This window comes from Cohnella phaseoli (assembly GCF_003386235.1).
In the GTDB taxonomy this organism is placed as follows: domain Bacteria; phylum Bacillota; class Bacilli; order Paenibacillales; family Paenibacillaceae; genus Cohnella; species Cohnella phaseoli.
Genome location: NZ_QRDZ01000004.1, coordinates 142980 through 169221, shown reverse-complemented (window position 1 = coordinate 169221; position 26242 = coordinate 142980). Strand labels below are relative to the sequence as shown.

Sequence of the window (26242 nt, the reverse complement as noted above, 5' to 3'; positions counted from 1 at the left end):
GCGAGAACCCTCTTACGCCAATTGTCTCTTAGCCAACTCGCCAAAGAGTCCCTCCTGCCGCATCAATTCCTCATAAGTGCCTGCCTGTACAACATTTCCCTTATCGATGACGAGGATGCGGTCGGCATTTCTGATCGTGCTGAGCCGATGAGCGATCACGATACGCGTTACCTTCAAGGCTTCCAGGCTTTGGCTGACGATCGTCTGCGTGCGGTTGTCCAGAGCGCTAGTCGCCTCGTCGAACAGAAGGATCTTAGGCTTGCCGGCAATGGCCCTTGCAATCATCATGCGCTGTCGCTGTCCGCCGGAGAGCGTGCTGCCTCCTTCGGAAACCATCGTATGCATGCCCATCGGCATCTGCCGGATATCTTCATCTAATCCAGCCATCGTCGCAGCTTCCCAAGCGTCTTCAATCGTCAAGTTAGACGACCCCACGATGTTGGTGAACAGATCGCCGGACATGACCTTCCCGTTCTGCAAAACGACGCCAAGCTGGCTGCGCACGGCGCGAATATCCAGCGTGGTTAAATCTTGTCCATTCAAGAAGATCGATCCGGATTCCGGATTCTCGAATCCAAGCAGCAACCGGAATAGAGTTGACTTGCCGCATCCCGAAGCGCCGACCAAGGCGACAAATTCGCCCGGATGGATATGCAGGGACAGATCGTTAAGGATGAACGGCTGGTCTGCTTGGTAGCGAAAATGAATATGCTTGGCCTCTATTTCCCCTGTGAGTTCGCCCGGATCGTCCCGGGACTCCAGCACCTCGGGAATCGTCTGAAGGATCGGCTTAGCCCTTTCGTATAACGGCACGATGTTCAGGCTCGATACGACTGCCGACGACATCGAGAGCATCGCTCCGAGAAAAGCCGAGAACGCCGCGAAGAAGGCGATGAATTTGCCGGGACTTAATGCACTTGAGCCTGAAGCAAACATGTAGAACAGAACGATTGCTGTCACAGAGGGAAAGAAAATATGAAAGACGGCATGGAGATTGGTTAACGTCCTCGCTCGAAAGTCCGTTTCCTTCATCTCGCCGAACAGCTTCGCCCAGATGAAGAAAGCCCGTTTCTCCGCAGCGGCCATGCGAAACTTGGCAATACCGTTAATGATCTGAAATAACGTTCCTGTAAGCTTCCCCTCTATTCGCAGCAATACGCGCTGCCGTCTCACTTGCAAGATCCCGACGCCGATCGTTACGGCGAAGGCCACGAAGACCATCGCTGCGGCGGCAAGCGCCATCTTCACGTCATAGTAAAATAACAGGAAGAAGTTAAAAGAGGAGAAAATCCCCCCGAAGATCGCTGTCATCGCAATCCCGGAAAGCGATTGACGTATCGCATTAATACTGTTGGCCCGCATCGAGAGATCCCCGGCGGAATAGCCGCGGAAGAAGGAAACCGGCAAGCTGAGCAATCGATCCCATACCGCCGCTTGAATGGAACTGTCCATTTTCCCTTCCAGTCGCAGGATCGCCATTGACTGCGTTAATTCGAGCAGAAACAGCGAGAGGGTTACGGACGCCAAAATGAACCCCATCTGCAGGAGCATTCCTCTGTCTGACGCAGGAATGATCGTATCGAACAGGATGCCGTTGGCAATGGGAACGAACGTCCCCAAGATCCCGACAGCGACGCCCATGAGCAGCATCATTCCGATATCTCGCCTTATCGATGTATGCAGACCGAATTTAAGAATATCCGCCACCTTTAGCGGCGTTGCCGGCAACGGACGGTAGAACATATGCGCCATCGTAGCGAGGGTTTTGGCGATTTGTTCCGTCACCGTCCGCTCGTCCCCCGTTTCAGGATCGATCATAGCATAGGCTTTAGGGGTTTTCTGAATTAACGCAACCGGAATATTCTGATTATCGATATAACCAAGCAAAGACCCGTTATCTTCAAGCCACCATCGGTCCTTCAGAACAACTTGACGGGAACGAAACCCCGAATTTCTAGCTATAAACGCCACAGGGTCGCGGATCTTGCTTAACTGACGAGCATTCGTCGGCTTGACCTTCATCCCGATCGATTCGCCAACCAGCTTGCACGCTGTGTAAAGCATGTCGTTGCTTGCGATATCAGCCCCGGCTTGCCGATGACTGCTGCCCGTTACAGCAGCCAGTTGTTTAAGCGCTTGCTCCATCACCGCTTGATCATTGCTCCGCTTACGTTCGAGGCTTTGCTGTTCGGCCTGCCATGTCGTCACACGCCTCTGCAGATACCGATAATGAACGGTTTTATGGAAGTCGGACAATTGCTCGTCCAATCGATCGAAGGGTCTTATCGCTTCCGTTAGCTTCAACACCTTCGACCAGCTCTGCACCCATGCTTGGACTTGAAGCTTTAATGCCGCTTGCATCGCGCTGTCTGTAAACTCTTGATACAGTAGAGAGCTATCCGCCCGCAGCAGTACGGTTCCCGTCACACCGGCGCTTAGATGCCCCGCGGCATCGCTGCCTGCAGTCCCGTCGCGATAATACCCGAAGATAAGGCGCCCCGGATCAAGACTGAACAGGAATTCCCGCCGGCTAACGATTTCGTCGTCCCGGAGTGTAACGGCAAACAGATCGATATGACCCTCTTGAATATACCAGACAGAGGATTCATCCGTAACAATCAGCGGATGATTTCCTTCGATGCGAACCCTCTCGCCATGTTTGGCGAAAAATCGCTCCAATAAAGTACGATCGGCTCGACTCATCCCGGAATCCCCCTCCCCTTAATGTTCTTCGATCAATTTGGCATAGGCGCCATTTATTTTCATGAGCTGCTCGTGCGTCCCCCGCTCAGCCACTGTACCGCGCTGCAACAGGATGATTTCATCGGCATCGCGAATCGTGCTCAAGCGATGCGCGACAATCACGCAGGTACATCCCCGTCTGCGGAAGCTGGCGTCCACCAACTGTTCCGTCTTCGGGTCTAATGCGCTTGTCGCTTCGTCAAGCACAAGAATCGAAGGATTGCCTGCCAATGCGCGGGCAATCTCCAAGCGCTGGCGTTGTCCTCCGCTGAAATTGCCGCCGCCTTCCGTAAGAACATGCCCGTAACCGCCGTTTCTGGAGCTGATCATATCGTCAATGCAGGCATCCTTCGCAGCGCGTACCATATCCGTCTCCGGTATTGTCGCATCCCAGAGCGTCAAATTATCTTTGATCGTGCCTTCGAACATATGAATATCCTGATCGACTACCGCTAGCGAGTTCCCGACCAGACTGCGCGATAAGGATTGGCGATTCACTCCGTCGAAGAGAATTTCGCCGGACCATGGCTGGTAGATGCCGGCAATCAATTTGGCAACGGTCGATTTTCCGCTGCCGGAACCGCCTACAAGCGCCACGCGCGACCCGGGCTTCAGGCTGAGATTGAGGTTCTCGATCAACGGGCCCTCCAATTTGTTGTAACCGAATGTGACATTTCTTAATTCAACGACCCCCGTCAGCTTACCCTCGACAGGACGCGCTTCGCCGCCGTCAGCCAAACCCGTCTCGGACAATTGGGAGATCGGACTGTCGAGCTCATGATTCAACACATCGTCCAATCTCTTCAAGCCGCTGCTCGCTTCCTGCAGCGACCCTCCCAGCTCAACCATCTGGTTGACCGGACCGATGAAGCTGGCCGTCAGACTTTGAAAGGCCACGAGCATACCGATCGTCATCATCCCCTCCATCACCTGGAAGCCGCCCACTGCCAAAATAGCCACCGTACTCGCTCCCGCAAGCAAGGAAGGGACAGCCCCCAATACGCTTGAGGAAACGCCGATCTGCTGCTCGGAGTTCATCAGTTTACTCTGATAACCGGCCCACTTGGCAAAGAAATCGGATTCGGAACCGCTGGATTTAAGCGTTTCGATCACTTGCAATCCATTCATCGCGATTCCGTCCATCTTGCCCTCATCCTGAAGCAGACGCATTCCTTGATCTACCCGCTTCCTTGAAATCAGCCGCAGGAAAACCAGGTTGAGCAGCGCGGCAGCGATCGCGATGAAGGTAAGCAGGACGCTATATTGAAACATCAGAAATAAATAAAATACGATCATGACCGAGCTCAAAATCGAAACCGCCAGCTCGCCCGATAGCAATTGCGCCACCGTATCGTTGATCATAACCCTGCTGCCAATCTCTCCGCTGAATCGCTGGGAAAAAAATTGAATCGGGAGGCGCAATACGTGCCAGAGAAAACGGCTGGACATGCTGAGCGACAGCTTGGTTTCCAGCCGCAGCAGATAATATCGCTGCAGCCAGGTTAATGCCGCGCGTAGAAAGGCGGTCATCAGCATGCCGAGCAGAACGGGAAGTAGCCACTCCCCGTTCTGTCCCAGCAAAATTTGATCGATGAACACCTGCGTGAAAGCGGGAATGGCAAGTCCCGGAATGACCAGGAACAGCCCGGCCAGAATCACATATAGTAAAGCCCTCTCCGAGCCTTTTAACCGTTTCTTCAACGAACCCGCTATGCCGGGATTTCCCCCTTGCTCCCTGTACTCCTCCGAAGGCTCGAATGTCAACGCGACACCTGTAAAGGACTGATCGAATTCCTCGAAGGTTACCGTACGCGGTCCCATCCCCGGATCGTTCAAATAGACTTTATTGTTCTTGAATCCTTCCAGAACGACGAAATGGTTAAAGTTCCAGTGAATAATGACCGGCCCTTGCATCTCTCGCAAAGCTTCGGGCTCTTTCTTGTAGCCTTTGGCGATTAGACCGAATTTCCTAGCTGCCTTGAGTATATTGTTGGCCTTGCTGCCATCCCTGGACACCCCGCATTCGATACGGAGCTCCTCCAGAGGAATAAAGCTGTTGTAATAACCGAGCACAATCGCTAATGACGCAGCTCCGCATTCCACAGCCTCCATCTGCAAAATGGTTGGCGTCCTCACTCGTTTCGGAGGCTTCATGACCGAATCGCCCTCCTTTGTCACTTCAACTGTGGAATGATTAACGAAATCGGTTTTTGCTCTTTTACCGTAATGGACGCAGTTACCAATGTTCCGCTATCCATCCGCTGCGGAGGCCCATCGGACGTAGACCATCTGTAGCCGCTAAAGGTAGAAGTCTCCGGAATAAGATCTGCCTTCACCTCAAGCATGGCCGTGCCCCCGCTGGCAAGTTCACTAACCAGCGCCTCGTTCCCAAGCGTGAGGAACATCGATTGCGCCGTTAACGGGAATTCTGACACAGAGGTGACGCGACCGAGCATAAATCCGTACTCCTCTCTATTGACGGAGCTAGGGGAAACATCAACCGTCATACCAGGAAGTATTTTCTTTCCGCTCTGTACAGGAACGTAGATCACCGTCTTCAGATCCTTCGCTCGCGCCTCTCCCGATTCCACCAAAATCACCGGCGTACCCGCGTCAACCGAAGACCCCCTCTTGACGTTCACTTCCAGAACTCTGCCCGTATACGCGCTGACAATGCTCGATTGATTCATATAGTCCGCTTGCAGATCGGCAATCGCTTGTTTGCGGTTTGCGATCTGCTCGCCGAGCTCCTCCAGCGGCTCATTTGCATAAGCCGCCTCTGCGGTCTTGAGTTCAACCGTCAGCCGTTCAAGCTGCTTCAGCATTTGCGGTTGTTCGATTCGCGCAATGACATTGCCTTTCTTCACATTATCATTCTCCACTACGCGAATATCGGTAATCTGTCCGCTTGACGAAGCGTAGAGAGTCTGCAAGCCTCCTGGTCGGATGAGCACGCCTTCCGTTGTAATTTGCGTACTTATCGTTCCTAGAAAGCCCCACACGATCGCGGCAGCGATCAGCAAACCTAACGCAATCAAAGCGAGCCAACCTTTGGGGGAGGTCACTTTCATCAACGTGTCCAACTGTTCGGGCGAAGATAAGCGCTCAATAGACGCTTTACGGAAAACTTGATTGTTCATCCCGTGCCGCTCCCTTAATTCATATACTCGAACTTTCCATCGACTACCCGTTTCAACACGCTTGGCATATTCTGCACCTCGCCATTGGCGTCAAACGTCCTTGTGCCGGATACGCCTTGCCACGCCGGTTGCTTTCTCAGAACTTCAGCGATATCCGCGGCTTTCCATGAATTCGCTTGTCGTACCGCCTCAGCCAACAGATGCAAAGAATCGTAAGCTTGGGCCGCGTATTTGCGCGGAGCCTCGCCATATTTCTCTGTATATTTCCGTATAAAGGATTCAGCGAATTCGTTGGAGGTCTGCGGATTGAAAATAGAAGCGACGACGGCATTCTCCGCGTCTTGTCCGGCAATCTTCAACAAGTCCTGCGAATCCATCCCATCGCCTCCCATCAAAGGAACGTCCAACCCCGCCTTACGGAGCTGGACGATAAATTCGGCCCCATCCGGCATCGTCTGGGCAATAAAGACGGCCTGGCAATCGAGCAGCTTCCATTTGTCGACAAGACGTTTCAAATCTGCGCTGTCCTTATAGTCGGAAATGCGATCTATGATTTGCAGACCATTGGATTTGGCGCTGTCTTCGAAGGAATTGGCCAGCCCCCTTCCGTATTCGTCGTTGGCGTAGTAAATTGCAATATTGCGATACCCCTCGGCTTTGGCGTAATCGGCCATTTCTGCGCCAAGCTGAATATCATTCGGAATCAGACGAAACACATGCTTAACTCCCCCTTCCGTCAAGCCGGGCGAAGTGGAGGAGGGCGCAAGCAGCAGCAGTCCGGCATTCTCGTAGACTTTGGATGCGGGAACTGTAACAGCGGAGCTGCGATGGCCAATGACAGCCGCCATATTGGGATTATTGGCAAAGGCTTGGGCAATCGCCAAACCCGCAGTAACCGAGGATTGATCATCCTCCTGCACCAAGCGGATCTTATGCCCCATAATCCCGCTTCGATTCACCTCTTCGTAAGCTAATTCGAGCCCTTCCTTAAACCCGTCGTTCCTAGTCTCGAACGGCCAAGCCACCCCAATCACGATATCTTCCGGACGTTTGCTCAGCATCTTCTCCCGCTGTCCGCTCGGATTATCGGGTCTCGAGCACCCTGTCGCGAGCAATATCACCAATAAACTTGCAATCGCTATTCTCAGCTTCATTGTCTCGATAGACCCCTCATTTAAGTTGTTAGGAGCATGGATAGGTCCGGCGCCGTCCTTAGAAGTAGGTCAACCCTTGTCTCACCGGCGTTCCTTTGAATGCGCCGATCGTATAGGGAAATTCGACGGTCGTATGGTAATGATACATTTCCACCCTCTCGCCATCCCACTCAATCAGATGGGAATGGCCATGAAACGCATCCAGATCTTCGTTCGTCACAAGCTTCCCGTTTTCACCGTATTTCCCGTATATCCCGAAGCCATCCAGCGCGTACCCCACAAGCTTTGAATGTTTCCCCGTGAGCGGATCGTCCACGCAAGCCGACAAATTATGATAATGGTAGCTGCCGTCCTTCTCCGGGTGTCCATAACAGCCATCCTGCGTCTCGTGTGCTACAGCATCCCTTCCCGCTGCATCAAGCCCGTTAAAAATCAGGCTCCCTGTCAACATCACTCCGATTGCCCCCGGTGTAACAGGCGACGCCTTGCTGGCTTCAAGAGGCTTTGCAGGCAGTACAACTTGAAATAACTTCTCTTTAATGGAATTGGGGTTTCTATCGTATCGATAAGCATCATCGGATGGATCAATGGGAAATCTCCCTGTCGCATGGTCCGGCAGACGATTGCCTGTCAGAATTCGATCCTTCCCCTTCAACTCTATAGTTAGCTCGGATTCCCACTTAACCGCGCCATCTACCACTGCCTTTTGAGTCATATCAAATGTGCCTTCACTCGTATTGATCCATTCTCCCTGTTTATAGGCGCCGTCTCCCCCGCGAGGCGGACTGGCAAGATAAATGTATCCCTTCTGAGGACCCATGAGCGTATACTTGCCATCGCCGAGCGGCAGTTGGGTCAAATCGATACTTGAAGTCCCCTGGACGCTTGAAGTTCCCTCGCCAATTTTGATCGTTTGCGCAGCGCTGTCCCATTGAATATCGACATCCAAAGCTTCCGCCAGAACGCGGACAGGCAAATAAGACGAACCGTTGATAATAACCGGATACACTCGTTCCCCCTTCTGATCTTTGGGCTGCCAGACTTCGCCATTCAATAACATCGATAGATTAGAGGCTACGGTAGCGCTTACGGTTTTGAGATTATTCTTCGCGCTCGCCATCGGAAAGCTTCCGAACAATAACAAGACGCCAACTGCGAGCCAAAACACATTTTTTCTCTTCATGTCACGCCCCCGCTTTCGCTCTATTTAGACATCATGTAAATGATTATGTACTCGGTCAGATTCTCAGCAAGCGAATACCAGATTGAATTTAACATCGTAATGTGTCAGCTGCATGTCGATTGATGAGGAATCAGATCATTTAGTGGGGGGGATAAAAAAGAGGAATTCGAGGGAGATGTTTCTTTTTGCCGAAGATGGTGAAGCTAAGATAGTTGACGATTTACAACAACAGATTACGGAGGTTGAATCCGCATGTGGAAAAACATTCGAACCCAGTTGATCGCCGGATTGCTCGGCATCGCGCTTGTCTCGGGGAGCGCCGGATCCGCCCTCGCGGCCGAAGAGACGTCCGCCGTCCCGGATAAGGTGAAAGTCAAGATTATTAACGACAAGGGGCACAAAATCGGAACCGCGGTTCTTACGGAAGAGGTCGGGGCGGTTCGCATCCATCTCAAAGCGAAAAAGCTCCCTCCCGGCATTCACGGCATCCATTTCCACGAAGTCGGGAAATGCGAGCCCCCCAAATTCGAATCTGCGGGCGCCCACTTGAATCCTTATCAGAAGCAGCATGGCTTCAACAATCCGCAGGGCTTCCATGCCGGAGATCTGCTCAATATCGAAGTCGGTCCGGACGGGAAAGTCGAAACCGATCTGATCAGCAAAACGGTCACGCTAAAGAAAGGCGAGCCGAACTCCTTGCTGCGCGACGGGGGCACCTCTCTGATGATCCACGAAAAAGAGGACGATTACGTCACCGATCCGTCCGGCAACTCCGGAAATCGGATCGCATGCGGACCGATCCTGTAACCGCAACGAAACTCCCGAGAATCAACGATCGATTCTCGGGAGTTTCAATCCTGGTTCCCCTATTTCACCTGTCCAACTCGTAGGGAGATGTTTTCAATCGAAAGGTTTTGCGCTCCCTGGCCCCTATCGCTCCCGCGCTGTCGTTGCGAATCGCCTCTTCCAGCCCAAGCGTAGGATAGCCCGCGAACGGTTCCAGCCCGATATTGTAATGACGGCCATACCAAGGATAACCTTTAGTTGCTCCAAATTCCTGCCAGTACCACAAGCAGGGCATCTCCGCTGCGTCCCACTCTACTTGCATGCCCATACCGCGAGCGCTGTTTTCGACTTTATACCACGCCTGCGCTTCGAATCCCGTTAAGTACATCATGTCCGATAACGTTCCCCGCTCCGGGAGCACGGAGAGGTCGACCTGATCGCCCGTTTCCGCTATGCCAAACGGCCAATCGTAAGTGACCCCGCGCCGTACTCTCCCTGGAAGAGAAACGGGGGACTCGACCGATTCCGTTATCATTTTTACATGATTCGGCACGATGATTCGGCATCCCGGCTCCAGAAACGGTTTGCCGAACGCCAAATGCTGCCCCCACATGTATCGCAGCGGAATATCGCTCAGGTTGTCCAACTGCACTTCAATCAGGAGCGAGGAAGAGCCTAGTTCCAATGTCAGCTTTTTGATCAGCCGGAAAGGCAGCTTTTTCGTCCTGACGCTGAATTGTACGGAAACGAGCTGCTCCGTGTCCTGAACGATCTCGTAATCCCAGGGCATGTGGGCAACCTCGCCGTGCTGTCCGAACTGTGCGCCAAGATATGCGCTCGTCGGTCCTCCGTTCGGAAACACTTCCTGCCAGCCGCCGGAATAGTAATCGACGAACGTGGCGACGGGATCGGGAGACGTCGGCAAATATTCGTTCGGATTCTGAACGCCGTTGTCGGTCAACCACATGAAGTCAAGGTCCTTCGGTTTGTACAGGTACTCGAAAATCTCAGTGCCTTTATCCACTAATACAGATACGCGCACCAAATCATTTTCCAGTACAACCGTCTTTAAGCCCTTATAGCTAACCTGGTCGTGAATCCTGCAGCCGTAATTCCGTTGGGGTCGATATCGAGACAATGTCTTTCCCCCTTCCAAATGGATCCTCGCCGAAAATCAGCTCTGCGTCGGGTCCGCCCAACGATCATTCGGCATGATCGGAACCCATTCAGGCCGCAGCGGGTCTTTGTCATACATATACCCGCCAAGCTCCTGGTACAGTTCCGCATACTGGCGAATTTTATCTCGATCGACTTTGATGCCGAGTCCCGGACCTTCCGGCACCTTGATCGCGCCGTTAACGTACTTCATTTTTCCGCCGACCAGAATATCGTCGGTAAGCTGATGGTAATGCGCGTCCGCCGCGTGAGACAAATTCGGTACGACCGCCCCCATATGGAGCATCGTCGCCAGTTGAATGCCCAACTCGCCGGAAGAGTGAACGGCAATGCCGAGCTGGAACGTCTCACATACCCCCGCCGCCTTAATGCAAGGCCGAATGCCGCCCCAGAAAGTCGTGTCCAACAATATGACGTCCACAGCCAAATCCAGGATGTTGGCGGCAAGCTGCTCGAAGTTCACAACGACCATATTCGTCGCCGTTGGAATGCGAACCATAGATCGTACCCGCCGCATGCCGTTCAGCCCCCACGTCGGATCTTCGAAATAATCGTTGTTCAGATGCTCGATCGCTTGGCCGAAACGGATCGCTTCCTCGACGTTCAGTGCCGCATTCGGATCGTATCGCAGCTTATCGTTTGGAAATGCCGCAGCCAGCGCTTGATAACATTCCAATTCGTAATCCGGATGGTACAAGCCGCCTTTCAGCTTGTGCACTGTAAACCCATGCTCCCGCTTCAATTGTGCGCAATGCTGGACAAGCTGCTCGGGCGTCCGGATTTCGCCCGACCCGCCTGGCTTATTCGGCGAGCGGAAAAACAAATAGCTGGCGAACGGAACCTCGTCGCGCAGCTTGCCGCCAAGCAGGTTGTACACTGGCTCGCCTAGCTTCTGCCCGATTATGTCCAGACAAGCAAACTCGATCGCCGCATGCAGTTGCGTCCGATTGTTATACAAGCTCGCTGTCGGATTGCAGATTTTGAATCTCAGCTCTTCCAGATTAAACGGATCATGCCCAATCAAATAGCGTTTAAGCCCGGTAAAGGCAAGCTCCGCGCTCTCTCCTCCTCCGCCCATTTCCCCGAATCCGATAATGCCTTCGTCCGTCTCGATCTCGATGATCGTCCGTACAAAACGTCCCCAATGTGCGCCGACCGCATGACGCAAAGTCGCCTCCAGAGGCACCGTAACGGTCGTCGCTCTAATATCCACGATTTTCATTTCGTAGTTTCCCCCTCTATTTCGGCAGCACGACAGCAGCAGATGTCAGTAGCCCGCCATCGATTTTATAATCTCCGCCTGTGATGAATCCCGCTTTGTCCGAGCACAGGAAGGCGATCAGTTCACCGCACTCCTCCATCGTGCCTACCCGTCCGATCGGATGCATCCGTCCCCAGGAAGAATCGATCACGTCTTCCTGCGTTTGATCGCCCTTGAACAACTCGGCCGCCCAGCGCAGCATCGGAGTGTCGATCGATCCCGGACAGACACAGTTGACTCGAATGCCTTCGGATGCGTGATCGAGCGCCATCGCCCTAGTAAGCGAATTGATCGCTCCTTTCGAAGTGACGTAAGCGGCCGAGCCCGCCAAAGCAACATAAGCTTGCACGGAGGAGACGTTCACGATAGCGCCGCCTCCGCGCTTGCGCATTTCCGGTATGACATATTTTGAGGTCAGGTACATGCCTTTGACGTTGGTGTCCATCACTTCGTCCCACACGTCTTCTTCCGTGTCGACGACGGTGCCGTAACGTTGGACACCCGCGCTGTTGACCAGTATATCGACTGAACCGAATACTTCGGCCGTTTGTCTTACCATTTCCCGCGCTTGATCGCCTTTCGATACATCAGCCGCTATTCCAATCACATTTTTGTTTCCCGTTTCGTCCCGAAGAAGCTCCGCCGCGTCCGCCGTACCGCTCCTCGATACGATAGCGACCGAAGCGCCTCCTTGCGCGAATTTGCGCGCGGCCCCGAGACCAATCCCTTTGGCGCCGCCCGTAACGATAACCACTTTTCCTTGAAAATCCATCTCCTATCCCTCCTAAGTACAATCAGCGAACCGTATATAGGTCGCCAAGCTGCAGCACTTTTCCGTCCTGAACGGCCTCGGTCAAATGCCCGTACACCATGGCTAGTCCCCGGAATTCGTAAATACGTCCCATCCGCACACACACCGCTCTCCAGATCGGTTCCAGAGACAGCGGTTCGGCAGCTTCCATCAAAATCTCATGAATCGTCCAATCGACCTGATCGATCATACGGTGAACGCCTAACAGGTGTTTGTTCAGTCCCGCCGAATCCGTCGGATCGAAATGTGCCGTAATCACTTGCTTGAATTGATGCTGGCGATTCAGTTCGGCCAGCTTCTTCACCGACGCGCGATATTGCCTTGGGCTGAAGTGGCCCGGAAACAAATCGCCTTCATAAAGGGTAATGGCATCCCCCAGGATGAGCGTATTCGTGCTTTGCTCGATAAATCCAATCTCATACATCATGTGCCCGGACAATTCAAGCGTGATAAGACGTGTTTCATCGTCCAGTTGGATCGTTATACCTTCCATGATTGTCAGATCCACTTTCGAGCCGCCATCCATCAGTCCAAGAATGTCTTGCTTCGTTTCTTCGGAATGAGGCAAAATGTTCGGAAAAGGCAGGCAGAACTGTTCATAGTGATACGCCATATCTTCTATCCAGCGTTCGGAACCGACCGGTGCCGCGACAAGGAGACCGTACTTTTCTTTCAGTTGCTTGTTGCTTCCAATATGATCTGCATGGGGATGAGTGTTAAATAGAAAGCGTATATCGGACGATTCGGACTCATCCACAACTCCGACAATATCGCCGAACATGGATGCTACGCCCGAATCGATCAATACGGAGAAGTCTCTGCCTTTGACGAGAAAAGTGTGAAGCGGAGTCGTGTCGGAAAGCATCGTTTTGGCCGCGAATATCTTTTCATTTATTTTCATAAGGAATTGCCCCTCCTTCTATGATTGAGGTAGCCAAACTAACATGTAACATGTTAGTTCATCAATAAAAAGCGCATTACTTCTGAGATTGAAGCAATGCCTCTTTTCCTTTCACAATATGATTGGCAACCAGCGCCAAAACAAGGGCTTCCTCTCGCTTCTCGAAAGCCTCGACGATTTCAAGATGGTGATGATGACTCGAATCCGCCTTCTCGAAAGCTCTGTCGAAGAAAGCTCGTTCTGTCACCCGATGAGCGTTAAGACCTTTGTACAAATCCAAAATAACTTGGTTCTGTCCCATCTTCACAAGCTGAATATGGAACTGGATGTCCAATTCGTTATAGTTGAGCGAATCGAACGGCTTTGCTTTATAATCTTTATCCATTTCCAAGCAGAGATTGCGCAAAGTTTGAAAATCTTCCTGCGTCCCTTTCTCCACCCCGATTCTGGCTGCCCATGTCTCGATAAGAAGCCTGGCATCGAATACTTCCATAATCCGGTTCATATCGATTTCCGCCACATACGTTCCTTTGCGCGGCCTAATCACGAGTAAACCTTCCATTTGAAGACGGTTGAACGCTTCCTTGACCGGTGTTCTGCTAACATTAAATTGTTCGGCCAGTTCGAAAATGTCCAACTTTTCGCCCGGAGCCAGCTTACGCTTAAAAATCGCATTCTTCAACTCTTTGTATACGCGATCCGTCGTAAGCAGATTTTCAATCTGGTTGAACTTGGTCATCGACTCAATCCTCATTTTCACCTGTAACATGTTACACTTCTCAATATGATATTAGAGCGTGGCACGTGTTTTGTCAATGAGTTGCTCAGAGGTCACCAGTCTCCATGCGGGTATAAGGTATCGAATCGTGATTTTTGTAGCGCCGTTGGTACAATATCCTTATGAGGGCCGGCATTGGCAAACACACGGCGTATTGCATCCAAATAGGCGAATCTCATGCCTTCAGTCGGCATTATGATATGCCCCTCCCCGTATTCATTCCAGTTGTCGAAGAAAAGCATGGAGCGCCCCAGGGAATTGTCGGTAAACGAGGGCATTAGATGGTTTCGCATCCATTTCAAATCCTGTTCAAATAATTCCGGATCGCGCTGATATCCTTCATAAGAGCCCGGCTCGTCCCAAGCTTCAATAGACCAGTTGGTGCTGGCGACCCCGATCATTTGCAGGTCAACGCTTTCAGCCTTTGCTTTCTGATTCGATTGCAATTCCTGCGTATTCTGTCCATAACTAAACACATAGTCAAACCCGCATTCCTTGATCCGCTCATAGTGGCTAAATTCGAATTCGACATCGTTACAGAGCAGAATGACACCTGCAAAACCTTCCTGGATAAATTGCTCCCGCATCCATTGGATAATATTTTGCTTAACATAAGAACTGTCGCCAAAATCTTCAATCAAGTTCTCCACTCTGTAGATGGATAAAACCGGTTTGTTGCCAACCTTCAAATAACGCTCGTCCTTGAAATAATATTCCATCCAGTAAGGGAAAACATTTTCCTTGAAATACTCTTCTTTTTTATCCGCAGTCATCCAGTCGATACCGCGATCGCTATTTTCCCACAGGATTGAAAACTTGAGACGCTTGCTGTATTTAGCATAAAAGAACCCGTCATGAAGCGCATGCTTCGTCATGGCTGTATCTTTAATCGGTTGAATGGCCGATCTCCAAGAAAGTGTCGGTCCAAACCAGCAGTATTGAAGGAAATCGATGCCATGCTCGACCAAGTATTTAATTTCCCAGTCCACGGCCTCCAAATCGCCTTCATTATACCAGCCCAGAACCGGCTTTCTATCCAGATTATTGCGAACCGGATCATAACCCGAACAAGTCCCTTCCCGCCAAAGCGAGCATTGCTGCATTCCGAGAAGGTAAGGTTCATGGCTGGCCGCTTCGGGTTCAGGCACATAATCGTCTGGTTCGGGCAGCTGCTCATAGATTAGGATATCGTCCAAGAATAGATCGCCTTCTGCTGCTATAGAGGTGGAAAATCGGACTTGATTGACATAGGATATGTCGCGGGCAGCTAACTCTACTCCGCATCCTCTCATCTTTCCGTTAATATAGATATCTGCTGTTGCCGCTTCGAAGCGAACTACTACTTTCATATGGTACCAAACATTATGCCGATAGCGGTAAAGCGGGACAGGCTGCCCTAACGAATTTAGATAAGCGATGGCTCCTTGATAAGTTACGATAGCTATTGCGGACTTGGAATCCGCCAACAAGGCAGATTCTATACCATCCATTTTCACGGGCAGAAGAAATTTATACTCCCAAACCGAGGCGCCGGTTTCCGCATGGCCGGATGATGCCGTAAAGCTTTTCTGTACGGTTACTTTTTCATTTGTACTCGTATCCTTCAGCTTTAGACTATACGTGTCCGGCCCTTGATAACTGTCCAAGCTATACACGCCAACTTCTCCTCCCAACGAACGAGATGTCCAATCGTCAGGCAAATGGCCGGATAGGGCTGTCAGGAATTGTTCGAATACCAAATAGCCTGTATAGATTCGAATCGGTGAGAGCGATACGGTAACTGGCGAATCTCCACCGATCTCAATATAGAAATTATCGATTTGATTGGTTTCGTTCAAGAAGGATGCGTTGAAAAGAGAATGTCTCCCGTTGATAAATACATTGATTGTCGCACGGACGATATCCGCAACGATTTTCATTCCATAGTCGATTTCTGGCTGGCAGGCTTGGACGATCTTGAGATTTCCGCCTGCTTCCTGATAGCATAGATTTCCCGATTCTATTACAAATCCGATTGCCGGCACGATTTCGTTACGAAGTTGAATCTTGATTCCATCTGCTAGGTCAGATAACTTAAATCTGTATTCCACTGTCAGATTTCCCGACCTCTGAATTGGAAACCTCCTGAAAGCCGTGAATGCGCGCGCTTTCGGGTGCCGGGTCATTTCCGCATAATTCCCGGGGTATACCGTGTTCACGTCTGCCCCAACGAGATCTCTATCCCAGCCGCTCCTCAGCGTCGTCCCCCCGAACTGTTCATCCACAAGAGCCCCAATCGTTACTGTCCGGGCGATTGGGGTCTCAATCACCACTGGAGCGGCATTAGGCAATTGCAAATTGTAAATTTCTATTTGCCGCAGTTGTACTCTATATTCCCCTTGATGCGGTCTTAACTTCGTGCAGAACACTCTAACATATCTGGCTTCTACAGCTTTAAATTCAAACCTCTGCCGCTCACCGCTCGGCTTTTCTGCATTCTCAACATTCGCTACTACTTTCCACGAACTATCGTCGCTTGAGACTTCAATTGAGAAATTAACCGGATAATGCTCACCTTCATAGCCGTGATCATTACGCGGGTACAAATCCACTGCAGTAATCGTTTGAATGGCTCCCATATCGATTTTGACCCATTCCGGATGATCGCGATCTACAAGATGGTCGCTGCTCCAACCTAAAGTATGGCGATCGGATTGCGTATATCCGTCCACAAGGTACACCCGATTCCAGGGAAAACCGAGCTTGGAATGCCAAGCTGCCCCCAGCATACTGTATCCTTGAAGCGAACTAGACGTATATACGGCTTGGGATGGAGGCAATAACCGGGTTAAATTTGGAGGCTGCTCAAGAATATCCCGATCTGTGTCCATATAGAAGGTCACATTCCCAAACCCTTCGCTCAAGTTGCCCGTTCGAGTCAAAGGGAATGTACCCGGTTCCCCTATTACACCGCAAGTGACCGTAGCTATTTCTCTATGCTGTTCGATCGTCAGCAAATCCAGCCAACGATCTCCCCCCTTCGATTCCGAAGAAGTTAGTCTGTATGTTTCTCCTTTATAAAGCTTCACCGGACTATCCAAATTTTCATATTTGCAGCCTAGGGCATCCGTATTCGAGCCCGTTCTCACGGAAACTTGCGCAAGTACGGCTCCATCCTTCACCTCCCATAAAGTAAGGTCATGAACCTCGCGCATCTGACGTCCGACAGGAACAATTCTCCCCAGTGCCTTAATGAGGATGTCCTCATGCAGGACAAATTCATACCCGGCATTCACGCTTAAATGATTTATGGTTCCGGATACCGACATTTTCTCGTAGCTTCCGGGTTGCTCTATTTCCTCTTCGATGCCGACAAGTCTTTGGGTTAAGAAGTTATCCATTTGCCTTTTATTCATCCTAATTTCTCCCCAAACTTAATGCTCCAGATTGAGGGATCTGTATAGCGCGGTCCGGGATCTTCGGCCGATCTTCGGTATGAACGAGAATTCGCCACGTTCCGGTTGGAAAAGCACTTCCCATATAGAGCGGCTGAGGCAGCCATACGCGAAACCGATTTTGTTCACAAAATTCATTTCCAGCGCTCGTATAGTCGCACATGAACAGTGTTCGCTTTTCATGCTTCACAAAGTGGGAGGGACGATATAGGAACGGCACCTCAAATGCCATCCAAACCCCCTCCGGCTTATCGGCTATAGGAGTGAGCTCAATGTATTCTTCATCTGCGGTTACGTTTTCCAACAAGACGTAATCCATGTTCCAATCTTCGTTTCTTTTCCACTTCATAGAATCGGGACGAAGCCAAAGCGTTACATTCTCTTCCTTCACCATCCGGCTATCCAAAGCCAAAACCACGGGCCCCCGCATAATTGCTTTCTGATTGACGTTCCCCGGGGCTGTCATCACGCGACCGCGAAGATCCAGAACGAGTTCAACCTCATCCCCATCTGTCCATTCACGAGTAATTTCAACATATTTTCCCGGCTCGCAAACATATTTCTCCCCATTAACGAAAAGCTCGGTTTGTTTGCTCCACGATGGAATTCGGAAACTGATTGCATAGTTAGCCGTTACTTGCTGCCGCACCTTAATCGAAATTCGATTCTGCTCCGGGTAGTCGGTTTCTTGCAGCAATTCCACTTCCTGACCGCCGGCGAGCTTCAATTTCCAACTGCCCTTTACATATAAGTTGACCACCGGCCCCGCCGTTCCCATCATGACCGCCCATCCGGGAACCGTAAGCAATCCCCGCGGTCCGTTAGCCGAACAACAGCTGCACTGAACAATCTCATTTTGCATATGGCTTGGAACCCTTTCACCGATTAATGCCGAAAAATAGGCCCACCAGCTTCCGTCAGGAACCATCGCGCTAAGCAAGGAATTATAGACCGATATTTCCATTTCATCTGCCCACACGGAATCTTGGGTGAGACGAAGCAGTTGATAGCACAGCTTGACCCAGGTGGCTGTAACGCAAGTTTCCATTGGCTGTTCGATTAGCTCCGTTTGACGGCTTGCACCATCGCACCATAATTCGCCGCTGGAGCCCGAACCGACGATCATGATTTCTTTCTTGCGAACTCTATTTGCGAATTTCACTGCTGCATCCAAATAGGTCTGATTGCCGGTTACCCGGTATAATTCGCATAATCCTTCAAAGCAGGACATCATCTCGTACCCTTTTGGCGATGAGATCCTAACAGGCTCGAGCCCCTCCAAGGCATCCTCCACTAAACGCATGCCCTTAGGCGTATAACGATTGGGCTCGCTCCACAGGGAAACTAGATACTCGGCAAACTCTAGAAACCTCGCGATTCCGGTGTGCTGATATAACAGTGCGATCGGCTCCAAAATGGAACACGACGACAATGCCTCCAAAAGAGAAAGCCCGGTTTCGGTCAGCTTCCTTTTACCTGGACCGGCCACTTCTATCAAATCGTCCAACGCATGGACTGCGGCATCCAAAGCTTTCCGTTCCCCTGTTTCCTCGTAATAGGCGATCAATCCGAGCAGAGCATATTTCCTTCCCCAAACATCCCATACGCCGAAATCTTCCTTGCAGCTACTAATTCGCCCGTTAGATTCTTGCGTGGCTAAAAGCTCTTCAACGGCATTGTTCAGAATTTTCCGATGAGCTTCCGTTGGCTGATAACGATAGGCAAGACTTGCCGACGTAAACCACTTTCCCCAGAACTCCCCTCCCCAGCTGCCATCGTCATCCGTCTTTTCTCGGAACGGAATCGCGTAGAGCGAATGCTGCGCTGCCATGACTCCATTCCTTATACAAGACTCGATTCTTTTTCCAAGGTAGCCCTCTAAGATCACCTTCCCCATCTCCGGGCGTACTAATTTATCCTTAAATTTAATCGTCATGTTCTTCTCTCCTCAACCTATCCCCTATTTAATACAGAAAATTCACCGAACCGTAGGATACGTCTGTGCCATAAGAGCCCCAAGTACCGCCATTATTATATCTTCCGCCGATCCCGCTGCCTGTGCTTACGGTAACCGACCTGTTCGCATCGTAGAATGAGTCGCCTCCGTTAGTTTCAGTAGATAGCAGATTATAAGCGGTGTTTGCCGAAAGCGCTACTTTGCTCGACAAGGCACAATATTTGTAACCCAACCCATCCGCCGTTCCGTCCGACATATTGATCGTGCAGGAAGCCACCAGTGATTTATCGCTGTCACGGTATAGCTTCAAGGTATGAGCCTGTTTGTTCCCGCTGATATATTCTCGTCCCAGCGCCCTTACATTTATTTCAGTAGCGCCAGTGGTAAATTGCATTCCAGCCTCCGAATTTGAATCGTTGCGTAAAGTTCCTCCGGACTTTGACGCGATAAAACTCGAAGTATACAGAAAGTTTACAGAACCGTAGGATACCTCTGTGCCATATGCGCCCCAAGTGCCGTTGCTATAGTATCTTCCGCCTACCACTTGGCCTACGGTTGCAGTAACAGATCGATCGGCATCGTAAAATTGGTCGCCACCGTTATATTCCGTAGATAACAGATTATACGTAGTATTCGGGAGCAGACTAATCTTGCTGGTCAACGAACAATACTTATAGCCTAATTCGTCCGGTTGACCGGTTGACATCGCCACTTTACACGCACCGACCAATGATTTATCGCTATCGCGATATAGCTTCATCGTATGGGTTTGCGTGTTACCGTTGATAAATTCACGCCCGAGTTCACTCACGATTAATGTAGAGTTGCCTGTGGTGAACTGCATCCCCGCCTCTGTGTCTACATCGTTGCGAAGCGTTCCCCCGGAGTTCGCTGCTACAAAGCTATCCGCATTCAAAGAATATCGAAGGTTTACCGAACCATAAGACGAACCGCTGCCGTAAGGTCCATACCAAGTACCGCCGCTATTGTAGACTCCGCCGGCCGCACTGCCCGTGTTTACAGTAACAGCTCTATCTGAATCATAGAATTGGTCCCCGCCGTGTGTTTCAGTCGATACGACAAGATAGGCGGTATTTGGGGACAGAACGACACTCGAATTCAGATTGCAATATTTATAACCTAGCCCATCCGCTGTTCCGCTTGACATCGAGACCGAGCAAGACCCAAGCAATGATTTATCGCTATCTCGATATATCTTTAACTGATGGGTCAACGAGTTCCCCGCGACAAACTCTCTACCCAACTGACTCACGGTAATTGAGCTGCTGCCTGTCGTGTATTTCATCCCCGCTTCGATCGTCGCATCGTTGCGTAACGTCCCCGAAGAATGCCCGTTTACCAGGGAAGAGGGCGTTGGGGTATTTAGCAATTGCGGAATTTGCGATAAATCAGGCGTGGGATGATTATCCGACGAGCCTGGCGCAAAAACATTTCGGATGGCATCCAGATATTCGTAACCTGCTAGCGCCGTAGGTATGATGTAATGTCCCTCGGCGTATTCATTCCAGTTATCCAGCAAGATCATATTGCGCTGAACGGATCCCCCTGCAAACGTGTCCATTCTCGCTTTGGCATTTGCAATCAGCGTGCCGTAATTTGCAGGCGACAATGTCCATCCAAAGTCGGAATTACCCCACGGCGATGCTTCCCATCCCACAGAAGCCGTAGTCATGTAGGGCACGGCACTGTTCGCCGCAAAGTCGTTCCATGTGGTTGTATGCGCAGCAAGGATCTGCGAATTGCTTGGAAATAAAGCTGGTCTCGTATTCATAAAGGAAGGGATATGATACGAATAAATGAAATCGACGCCTACAGCTTGAGCAACGCTTTCCGTAGCCAACGTATTCTGATGGTTATTTGACAAAATAATCAATCCGCTGAATCCGGCAGCAACTGCCGCCGAGCGGAAATTCGCAATGGCTGTAGTTGCATTCGTTTGGCCGCCTACATCGGTGACAAACTGGGTTAAATCAAAGATCGCAAATACCGGTTTATTGTCAATTTTCAAATAATTCGATTTTTCAAAATAACTGTTTATCCAATAAGGCACAAGATTGTTGCTAAAATCGCTTAAGCTATTCGCGTAGCCCATGCCGGGTTGTTCTATCCATTGGATAAACCAAGTCATATCGTCTTTATACTGCGCAGTGTTGGCAAGCGAGTTAACAAACTGATCATAAGCCGGCATAACAGGCGATTTTCCGTCATTGTCGTTCTGTCTAAACCAGCAAGGCATAAAGGTGGTGATCCCATGTTCGACAGCCATCTTAATTTGCCAATCGGTGGATACATCGTAAGCTTCATCGTAATACCCCATCAACGGCTTTCGCTCCGGATATCCGGCAACCGAATTCCAAAGATCGATATTAGACCATAAGGGACAAGCTTGCGCAACGACCAGATTGTCTCCTACACTAACGGGAACGGGTGGGGGAACGATTCCGGTAGGCTGTGAATAAACCTCCCCATTCACTTGAAGTTCCTGAACGCTTGCAGTAGCGCCGCTGAGCGCGCCGGTAATAACCAATCTTACATACCTGAATTTCGAGTTTAAGGTTTCCGTTATGTGCTGTCCGGAAACCCCGCTCACAGATCTATCAACCAACAACGTATAGTGATCGTGGGCATTATCATTCGAACCTTCCAGTCGGTAGTACCAGGTCGTATTGCTGCCAAAAGTGATGTCAATCGACGACAGCGTACTCAGTTCATTAAGTCTTACATTTAGCCATTGCGGATAGGCATTGCTTGCTGCAATCCAACTGGTCGCCGTACTTCCATCCACTGCTTGCGCAGCCGAATTGGACGAGCTGCTCTGTGTTTGTGAATCAGCAGGCTGGTTGAGTGCAAGGTTTGAACTTGCTCTCGCCTCTCTAATCGGAACAATCCCAGAAATTGAACTGATCGATAGCACGATTGCCATAATTAAACCTACTATAAATAACTTTGCATTTTTGCTTTTAGCCCTATTAATCATTTGCCTCATCATGAATCGCGCTCCTTCAAGGGGTCAAATGAAAGCCTCGTGTCGTCCGTTATGAAAAACCAGCCGGCTTTTCACCAAGCCGGCTTTTCATCCGTTACCTCTTACCCTCTACTTCATCTCGGAATCTGCAATCGCCTTCGTATAGGCGTCTGCCCAGAAGCCATACACCTTGTCGACGCCGAGCTTCTTCACTTGCTCGATCAATTTGGCCTTCTGGTCCGCGAAATCGCTGTCGTTTTTGGCCAAAATGATTTTAGGAATTGCCTGCCGTAAATAGTTGTCGATCTGGAGATCCACTTGTTTGATGTCGTCAGGCTGCGCCGCCGGCAAAAATCCGGACAGCTCCGTCAGCTTATTCTGCTCGTACGCGATGCCCGGGGGCACGATATCGACCGGCAGTTCGACCCCGTAATGAGCGGCCGCTTGCTTGGCAATCGCGTTCTCCGGCTTTTCCAACTCGGCGATCTGGATATCCCGGCTGAGGGCGATGTCCAGCGGGGTGTCCGTGCCGGGAATCGTGCCGGAATAATCAAGGCCCAGGTTATTGGCGAATTTCCGGTACCCGAATTTGTTGACGACTTCCGGATCGAGTGCATTTTTCGTATAGGTCTCGGTGTATTTGTACTTGCCGTTCTCGTTCACCCAATCGACGCCTTCGATGCCGTTGATGGCCGTCATCGCACCATGAGCCGAATACAGCCAATTGATGAGCTGCATTGCGCGCTCGGGATGTTTGCTCGACTTGCTGATTGCCAGCACGTTCCCGGACAAGCCGTATTTGTAAGTGCTGTAATGGTAGTCTTTGCTTCCTGACATCGGAACCGGACCGAACCAGCCTTTGTCCTTAATGCCTTTGCTGATCAAATACGCATTGCTGCCGCCAATCATCCAGTTGATTACGCTGGCCTGCACCTGACCGCTGTTATACTTCTGTACGGCCTGATCGTACTTTTGCGTGAAGCTGTCCGGATCAAGCAGCCCTTTCTGATTGGCTTTGTACCAGAAATCGACGCCTGTCCAGAAAGGCGAGGTCTCGTCCGTATAGCTGTTGCGCATCTCGAACGTATTGCGGTCGATGGCCATCGTCTGGATTGTGCCGCCCACCGGCTCATAGCCTTCCATACGAAACGCCATCGTGTTCGTCTGCACATACGGTCCCCAGTCGAACCAAGGCGAGAAGCCATAGTACTTTTTGCCGTCCTCGTTCGCCGGATGCTTCTTCATCATCTGCTCCACGACGTTCAAGTAATCGTCGGCCGACTTGATTTCCGGGTAGCCCAGCTCCGCGTAGTAATCCCATCTGATATGCACGCCGCCCCAGACCGGGTCGGGCCGAGCCGGCTTCTGATTGATATTGAGGCTCAAAAATTTCAAAGCGCCGCCGCCGAGCTTGTCTTTGTTATAAGCGATCGTCTCAGGGGGAACGTTCTTCGCAATGTCGGGACCGTACTTTTCCAGCAGCGGTTCCATATCGATGACCAGATCTTTCATCTGTTCCGCATATTTCTGATTGACGACCATAATATCCTTCAGATCGGCCGTCGCCAGCAGTGCAGCCAGCTTGTCGTCCGCCGGATGAGTTTCCATATCAATCTTGATGTTCAGTTCCTTCTCGATCTGCTTGGACACGGGGTCCTCCTGGATCCCGCTCGGCGCGTTGCTCGCCATTTGAGCGCTCCAGAATGTAAGCGTCACCGGTTCGTTGTCCGGGCCGGCCGCGGATGCCGTCGATTCCGAGCCTTGGGCGGAACCGGATGCGGAATTTCCAGCGCCCCCGTTGTTGCCCTTGCTGCAAGCCGTGAGCAACAAAGCGGCAAGCAGAACGAGTGTCGTCATTTTTACTGTTTTTCTCATCTCTTTAACCCCCTGAAGTTGTTTGATTCTCTTTATCGATGCGTCTGCGTCAGCCTTTGACGGCACCCATCATGATGCCTTTGACAAAATATTTTTGCAGAAACGGATACACGAGCATAATCGGAATGACCGTCACCATTGTGATCGTCGTTTTGACCGCAAACGGATCGAGCGGCCGGCGTCGCGCCATCTCCAAGGCGTTCCCGTCTCCGAGTTGAACCGCCTTGGCCAGCATTTCCGCCTGCTGCAGGAAATTCAGCAGCAAGTATTGCAGCGTTTGCAAGCGGGAATCGCTCACCAAATAGAAGTTATCTTGCCAGGAGTTCCATTGCCCAACGGCGGAGAACACAGCCACAGCCGCGATGACAGGCATCGATACCGGCACCATGATGCTCGCGAACACCCGGAAATACCCGGCCCCGTCAATAATCGCCGACTCCTCCAGGGCCGGCGAAATCGCCGATTCCATGTAGGTTTTGATCAGAATGACCGCGAACGGAGAGATGATCCCCGGCAAGATGTAAAGCAGAAAGCTGTTCTGCAACCCCAGCGTCTTCATCGTAATGAACCATGGAATCAAGCCCGCCTGCACAAACATCGTATATACCGTGGCCCGGTAAATCCATTTGCGTCCGGGAAGCTCTTTTTTGGTGACGATATAAGCCAGCATTGAGGAAAAGAATAGTGTGAGCAGCGTCCCGGCCAACAATCTCGCAACGGAGATCAGGAAGGCCGATAAAATTCCATCGAGCCGGATCACATGAACGAAATTGTCCAAGGTGAAGCCGATCGGGTACAACAGCACGCTCCCTCGCGATACCGCATCGGCGTCGCTGACCGACACGAGAAAAATGTAATAGAACGGATAAAGGCATACGAACGCGAACAACAGAAACATAAGCGCATTCGCCGCTTGAAACCAGAAATCCTTCTTGCCCGCCATGTGGCCGTCACCCCGCAGTTCCTTAGAAAATCGAATGGTCGCGCAGCTTGCGGGACAATACATTGACCGACATGAGAAGCGCAACGCTTACGATGGTTTTCGTCATGCCGATTGCCGTCGACAGTGGATAATTATTCATGTAGATGCCGACCCGGTACACGTACAAATCGAGCACCTGGATTTTCTCCTGCACAAGCCCGTTCTGGAACAAATAATACTGCTCGAAGCCGTTGTTCAGCACGCCGCCGATGCTTAGCAGCAACAGCGTAATGAAGGTCGGCATGAGGCCGGGAATGGTAACGTGCCATATTTTACGGAAACGTCCCGCCCCGTCCACGGCTGCCGCATCGTATTGCTCCTGATCGATGCCGACAATGGCCGCGATATACACAATCGCTCCGAAGCCAAGCCCTTTCCAGATGCCGATCGCGGTCTGGAACAGCCAGACGATGTCCGGATTCGCGAGCGGATTCAGAGGCTGGTCAATGAGGTGCAGTTGGAGCAGCACTTTGTTGACGATGCCATCATTCGCAGACAGCATCACGTAGCAAACGGCGTATACGAGCACCCAGCTTACGAAGTTCGGCAGCGTTGTCGTCGTTTGAATGAAGCGCTGCAGCTTGCGGCTTCTCATTTCCGCCAAGAAAATCGCGAACAGCACGCCGAGCGGCGACGCTAACAACCCAAGAAAGCTCATGGCCAGCGTATTACGAAGCACGGCCAGCATTTCCGGATTGTCGAGCGCCATCTTGAAATATTTGAAGCCGACAAACTCGGTATCGAGCAGTCTGAGACCGGGTTTGTAATCAAAAAAGGCGATCGCCCACCCGACCAAAGGCAAATACGAAAACAACGCTAGCGCTGCGATGCAAGGTACGGCCATCAGCAGCAGCGTCCCGCGCCCGCTGAGCGAACGTCGGGTCCTCCGTTCCCGGACGACCGCCGGCTCGGCCGCGTTCATCAAGATGTTTGACATGTCGTCCTCCCTCCTCTATTCTGAACTTGACATCCCCGTCAAGTCCTGATCTTATTGTAACTTCGACTCTGTATGCGCAACCATTCTTAAAATTATAGGTATATTCGATAATTATGGTTTGCTTGCGACAGGCCAGACC

At 51.1% G+C, this 26242-nt stretch carries 17 protein-coding genes; 1 reads left to right on the top strand and 16 read right to left on the bottom strand.

Translation table 11 applies throughout. The features are described 5' to 3' along the window. Nucleotides 1–12: 12 nt before the first annotated feature. Genes DFP98_RS06975 through DFP98_RS06955 form a run of 5 tightly spaced genes read right to left on the bottom strand, consistent with a single transcriptional unit; the run spans nt 13 to nt 8219 of the window. Entirely contained in the window at nt 13–2703 is a 2691-nt protein-coding gene (locus DFP98_RS06975; protein WP_116059850.1) for an NHLP bacteriocin export ABC transporter permease/ATPase subunit, read from the bottom strand. 18 nt (nt 2704–2721) lie between these two features. Then, entirely contained in the window at nt 2722–4896 is a 2175-nt protein-coding gene (locus DFP98_RS06970; protein WP_116059849.1) for an NHLP family bacteriocin export ABC transporter peptidase/permease/ATPase subunit, read from the bottom strand. A gap of 20 nt (nt 4897–4916) precedes the next feature. Then, nucleotides 4917–5882, bottom strand: coding sequence for an NHLP bacteriocin system secretion protein (locus DFP98_RS06965; RefSeq protein ID WP_116059848.1), 966 nt, complete (start codon nt 5880–5882; stop codon nt 4917–4919). Nucleotides 5883–5896: 14 nt separating this feature from the next. Beyond that, nucleotides 5897–7036: an ABC transporter substrate-binding protein gene (locus DFP98_RS06960; RefSeq protein ID WP_116059847.1), complete on the bottom strand. Its 1140-nt coding sequence runs from the start codon at nt 7034–7036 to the stop codon at nt 5897–5899. A gap of 58 nt (nt 7037–7094) precedes the next feature. Further along, a complete protein-coding gene (locus DFP98_RS06955; RefSeq protein WP_116059846.1) occupies nt 7095–8219 on the bottom strand; it encodes a YHYH protein in 1125 nt (374 codons plus the stop codon). Nucleotides 8220–8471: 252 nt separating this feature from the next. Here DFP98_RS06955 and DFP98_RS06950 point away from each other — a divergent pair, with 252 nt between their 5' ends. Further along, on the top strand, nt 8472–9026 hold the full coding sequence (locus DFP98_RS06950; protein WP_116059845.1) for a superoxide dismutase family protein: 555 nt from the start codon (nt 8472–8474) through the stop codon (nt 9024–9026). A 64-nt stretch (nt 9027–9090) separates the two neighbouring features. Here DFP98_RS06950 and DFP98_RS06945 read toward each other — a convergent pair whose 3' ends face one another. The 11 genes from DFP98_RS06945 to DFP98_RS06895 form a co-directional block, all read right to left on the bottom strand. Continuing rightward, a complete protein-coding gene (locus tag DFP98_RS06945) occupies nt 9091–10143 on the bottom strand; it encodes a DUF4432 family protein (RefSeq protein WP_181917528.1) in 1053 nt (350 codons plus the stop codon). A 36-nt stretch (nt 10144–10179) separates the two neighbouring features. Further along, nucleotides 10180–11403 carry an enolase C-terminal domain-like protein gene (locus DFP98_RS06940; protein WP_116059843.1) on the bottom strand — a complete coding sequence of 408 codons (1224 nt, stop codon included), beginning with the start codon at nt 11401–11403 and terminating at the stop codon, nt 10180–10182. Between the two features lie 16 nt (nt 11404–11419). Beyond that, nucleotides 11420–12214: an SDR family NAD(P)-dependent oxidoreductase gene (locus DFP98_RS06935; protein WP_116059842.1), complete on the bottom strand. Its 795-nt coding sequence runs from the start codon at nt 12212–12214 to the stop codon at nt 11420–11422. A gap of 22 nt (nt 12215–12236) precedes the next feature. Next, nucleotides 12237–13154, bottom strand: coding sequence for an MBL fold metallo-hydrolase (locus tag DFP98_RS06930; protein WP_116059841.1), 918 nt, complete (start codon nt 13152–13154; stop codon nt 12237–12239). A 76-nt stretch (nt 13155–13230) separates the two neighbouring features. After that, on the bottom strand, nt 13231–13893 hold the full coding sequence (locus tag DFP98_RS06925; protein WP_181917527.1) for a GntR family transcriptional regulator: 663 nt from the start codon (nt 13891–13893) through the stop codon (nt 13231–13233). A 92-nt stretch (nt 13894–13985) separates the two neighbouring features. Further along, the gene (locus DFP98_RS06920) at nt 13986–17327 is read right to left on the bottom strand and encodes a discoidin domain-containing protein (protein WP_116059839.1); all 3342 of its coding nucleotides are present in this window, start codon (nt 17325–17327) and stop codon (nt 13986–13988) included. A gap of 1 nt (nt 17328) precedes the next feature. Further along, the gene (locus DFP98_RS06915; RefSeq protein WP_116059838.1) at nt 17329–19302 is read right to left on the bottom strand and encodes a beta-L-arabinofuranosidase domain-containing protein; all 1974 of its coding nucleotides are present in this window, start codon (nt 19300–19302) and stop codon (nt 17329–17331) included. Nucleotides 19303–19330: 28 nt separating this feature from the next. Next, on the bottom strand, nt 19331–22333 hold the full coding sequence (locus tag DFP98_RS06910) for a glycoside hydrolase family 99-like domain-containing protein (RefSeq protein WP_116059837.1): 3003 nt from the start codon (nt 22331–22333) through the stop codon (nt 19331–19333). Nucleotides 22334–22438: 105 nt separating this feature from the next. Next, on the bottom strand, nt 22439–24184 hold the full coding sequence (locus tag DFP98_RS06905) for an extracellular solute-binding protein (RefSeq protein WP_116059836.1): 1746 nt from the start codon (nt 24182–24184) through the stop codon (nt 22439–22441). Between the two features lie 49 nt (nt 24185–24233). After that, nucleotides 24234–25127 (bottom strand): carbohydrate ABC transporter permease, encoded by an 894-nt coding sequence (locus tag DFP98_RS06900; RefSeq protein WP_116059835.1) that lies wholly within the window; start codon nt 25125–25127, stop codon nt 24234–24236. Between the two features lie 22 nt (nt 25128–25149). Next, nucleotides 25150–26103 (bottom strand): ABC transporter permease, encoded by a 954-nt coding sequence (locus tag DFP98_RS06895; protein WP_116059834.1) that lies wholly within the window; start codon nt 26101–26103, stop codon nt 25150–25152. Nucleotides 26104–26242 lie beyond the last annotated feature (139 nt).

Bases quoted from the DNA above. Each gene is read 5' to 3' on its own strand.
- DFP98_RS06975 (WP_116059850.1), bottom strand. From the start codon at position 2,703: ATGAGTCGAGCCGATCGTACTTTATTGGAGCGATTTTTCGCCAAACAT.
- DFP98_RS06970 (WP_116059849.1), bottom strand. From the start codon at position 4,896: ATGAAGCCTCCGAAACGAGTGAGGACGCCAACCATTTTGCAGATGGAG.
- DFP98_RS06965 (WP_116059848.1), bottom strand. From the start codon at position 5,882: ATGAACAATCAAGTTTTCCGTAAAGCGTCTATTGAGCGCTTATCTTCG.
- DFP98_RS06960 (WP_116059847.1), bottom strand. From the start codon at position 7,036: ATGAAGCTGAGAATAGCGATTGCAAGTTTATTGGTGATATTGCTCGCG.
- DFP98_RS06955 (WP_116059846.1), bottom strand. From the start codon at position 8,219: ATGAAGAGAAAAAATGTGTTTTGGCTCGCAGTTGGCGTCTTGTTATTG.
- DFP98_RS06950 (WP_116059845.1), top strand. From the start codon at position 8,472: ATGTGGAAAAACATTCGAACCCAGTTGATCGCCGGATTGCTCGGCATC.
- DFP98_RS06940 (WP_116059843.1), bottom strand. From the start codon at position 11,403: ATGAAAATCGTGGATATTAGAGCGACGACCGTTACGGTGCCTCTGGAG.
- DFP98_RS06935 (WP_116059842.1), bottom strand. From the start codon at position 12,214: ATGGATTTTCAAGGAAAAGTGGTTATCGTTACGGGCGGCGCCAAAGGG.
- DFP98_RS06930 (WP_116059841.1), bottom strand. From the start codon at position 13,154: ATGAAAATAAATGAAAAGATATTCGCGGCCAAAACGATGCTTTCCGAC.
- DFP98_RS06925 (WP_181917527.1), bottom strand. From the start codon at position 13,893: ATGACCAAGTTCAACCAGATTGAAAATCTGCTTACGACGGATCGCGTA.
- DFP98_RS06920 (WP_116059839.1), bottom strand. From the start codon at position 17,327: ATGAATAAAAGGCAAATGGATAACTTCTTAACCCAAAGACTTGTCGGC.
- DFP98_RS06915 (WP_116059838.1), bottom strand. From the start codon at position 19,302: ATGACGATTAAATTTAAGGATAAATTAGTACGCCCGGAGATGGGGAAG.
- DFP98_RS06910 (WP_116059837.1), bottom strand. From the start codon at position 22,333: ATGATGAGGCAAATGATTAATAGGGCTAAAAGCAAAAATGCAAAGTTA.
- DFP98_RS06905 (WP_116059836.1), bottom strand. From the start codon at position 24,184: ATGAGAAAAACAGTAAAAATGACGACACTCGTTCTGCTTGCCGCTTTG.
- DFP98_RS06900 (WP_116059835.1), bottom strand. From the start codon at position 25,127: ATGGCGGGCAAGAAGGATTTCTGGTTTCAAGCGGCGAATGCGCTTATG.
- DFP98_RS06895 (WP_116059834.1), bottom strand. From the start codon at position 26,103: ATGTCAAACATCTTGATGAACGCGGCCGAGCCGGCGGTCGTCCGGGAA.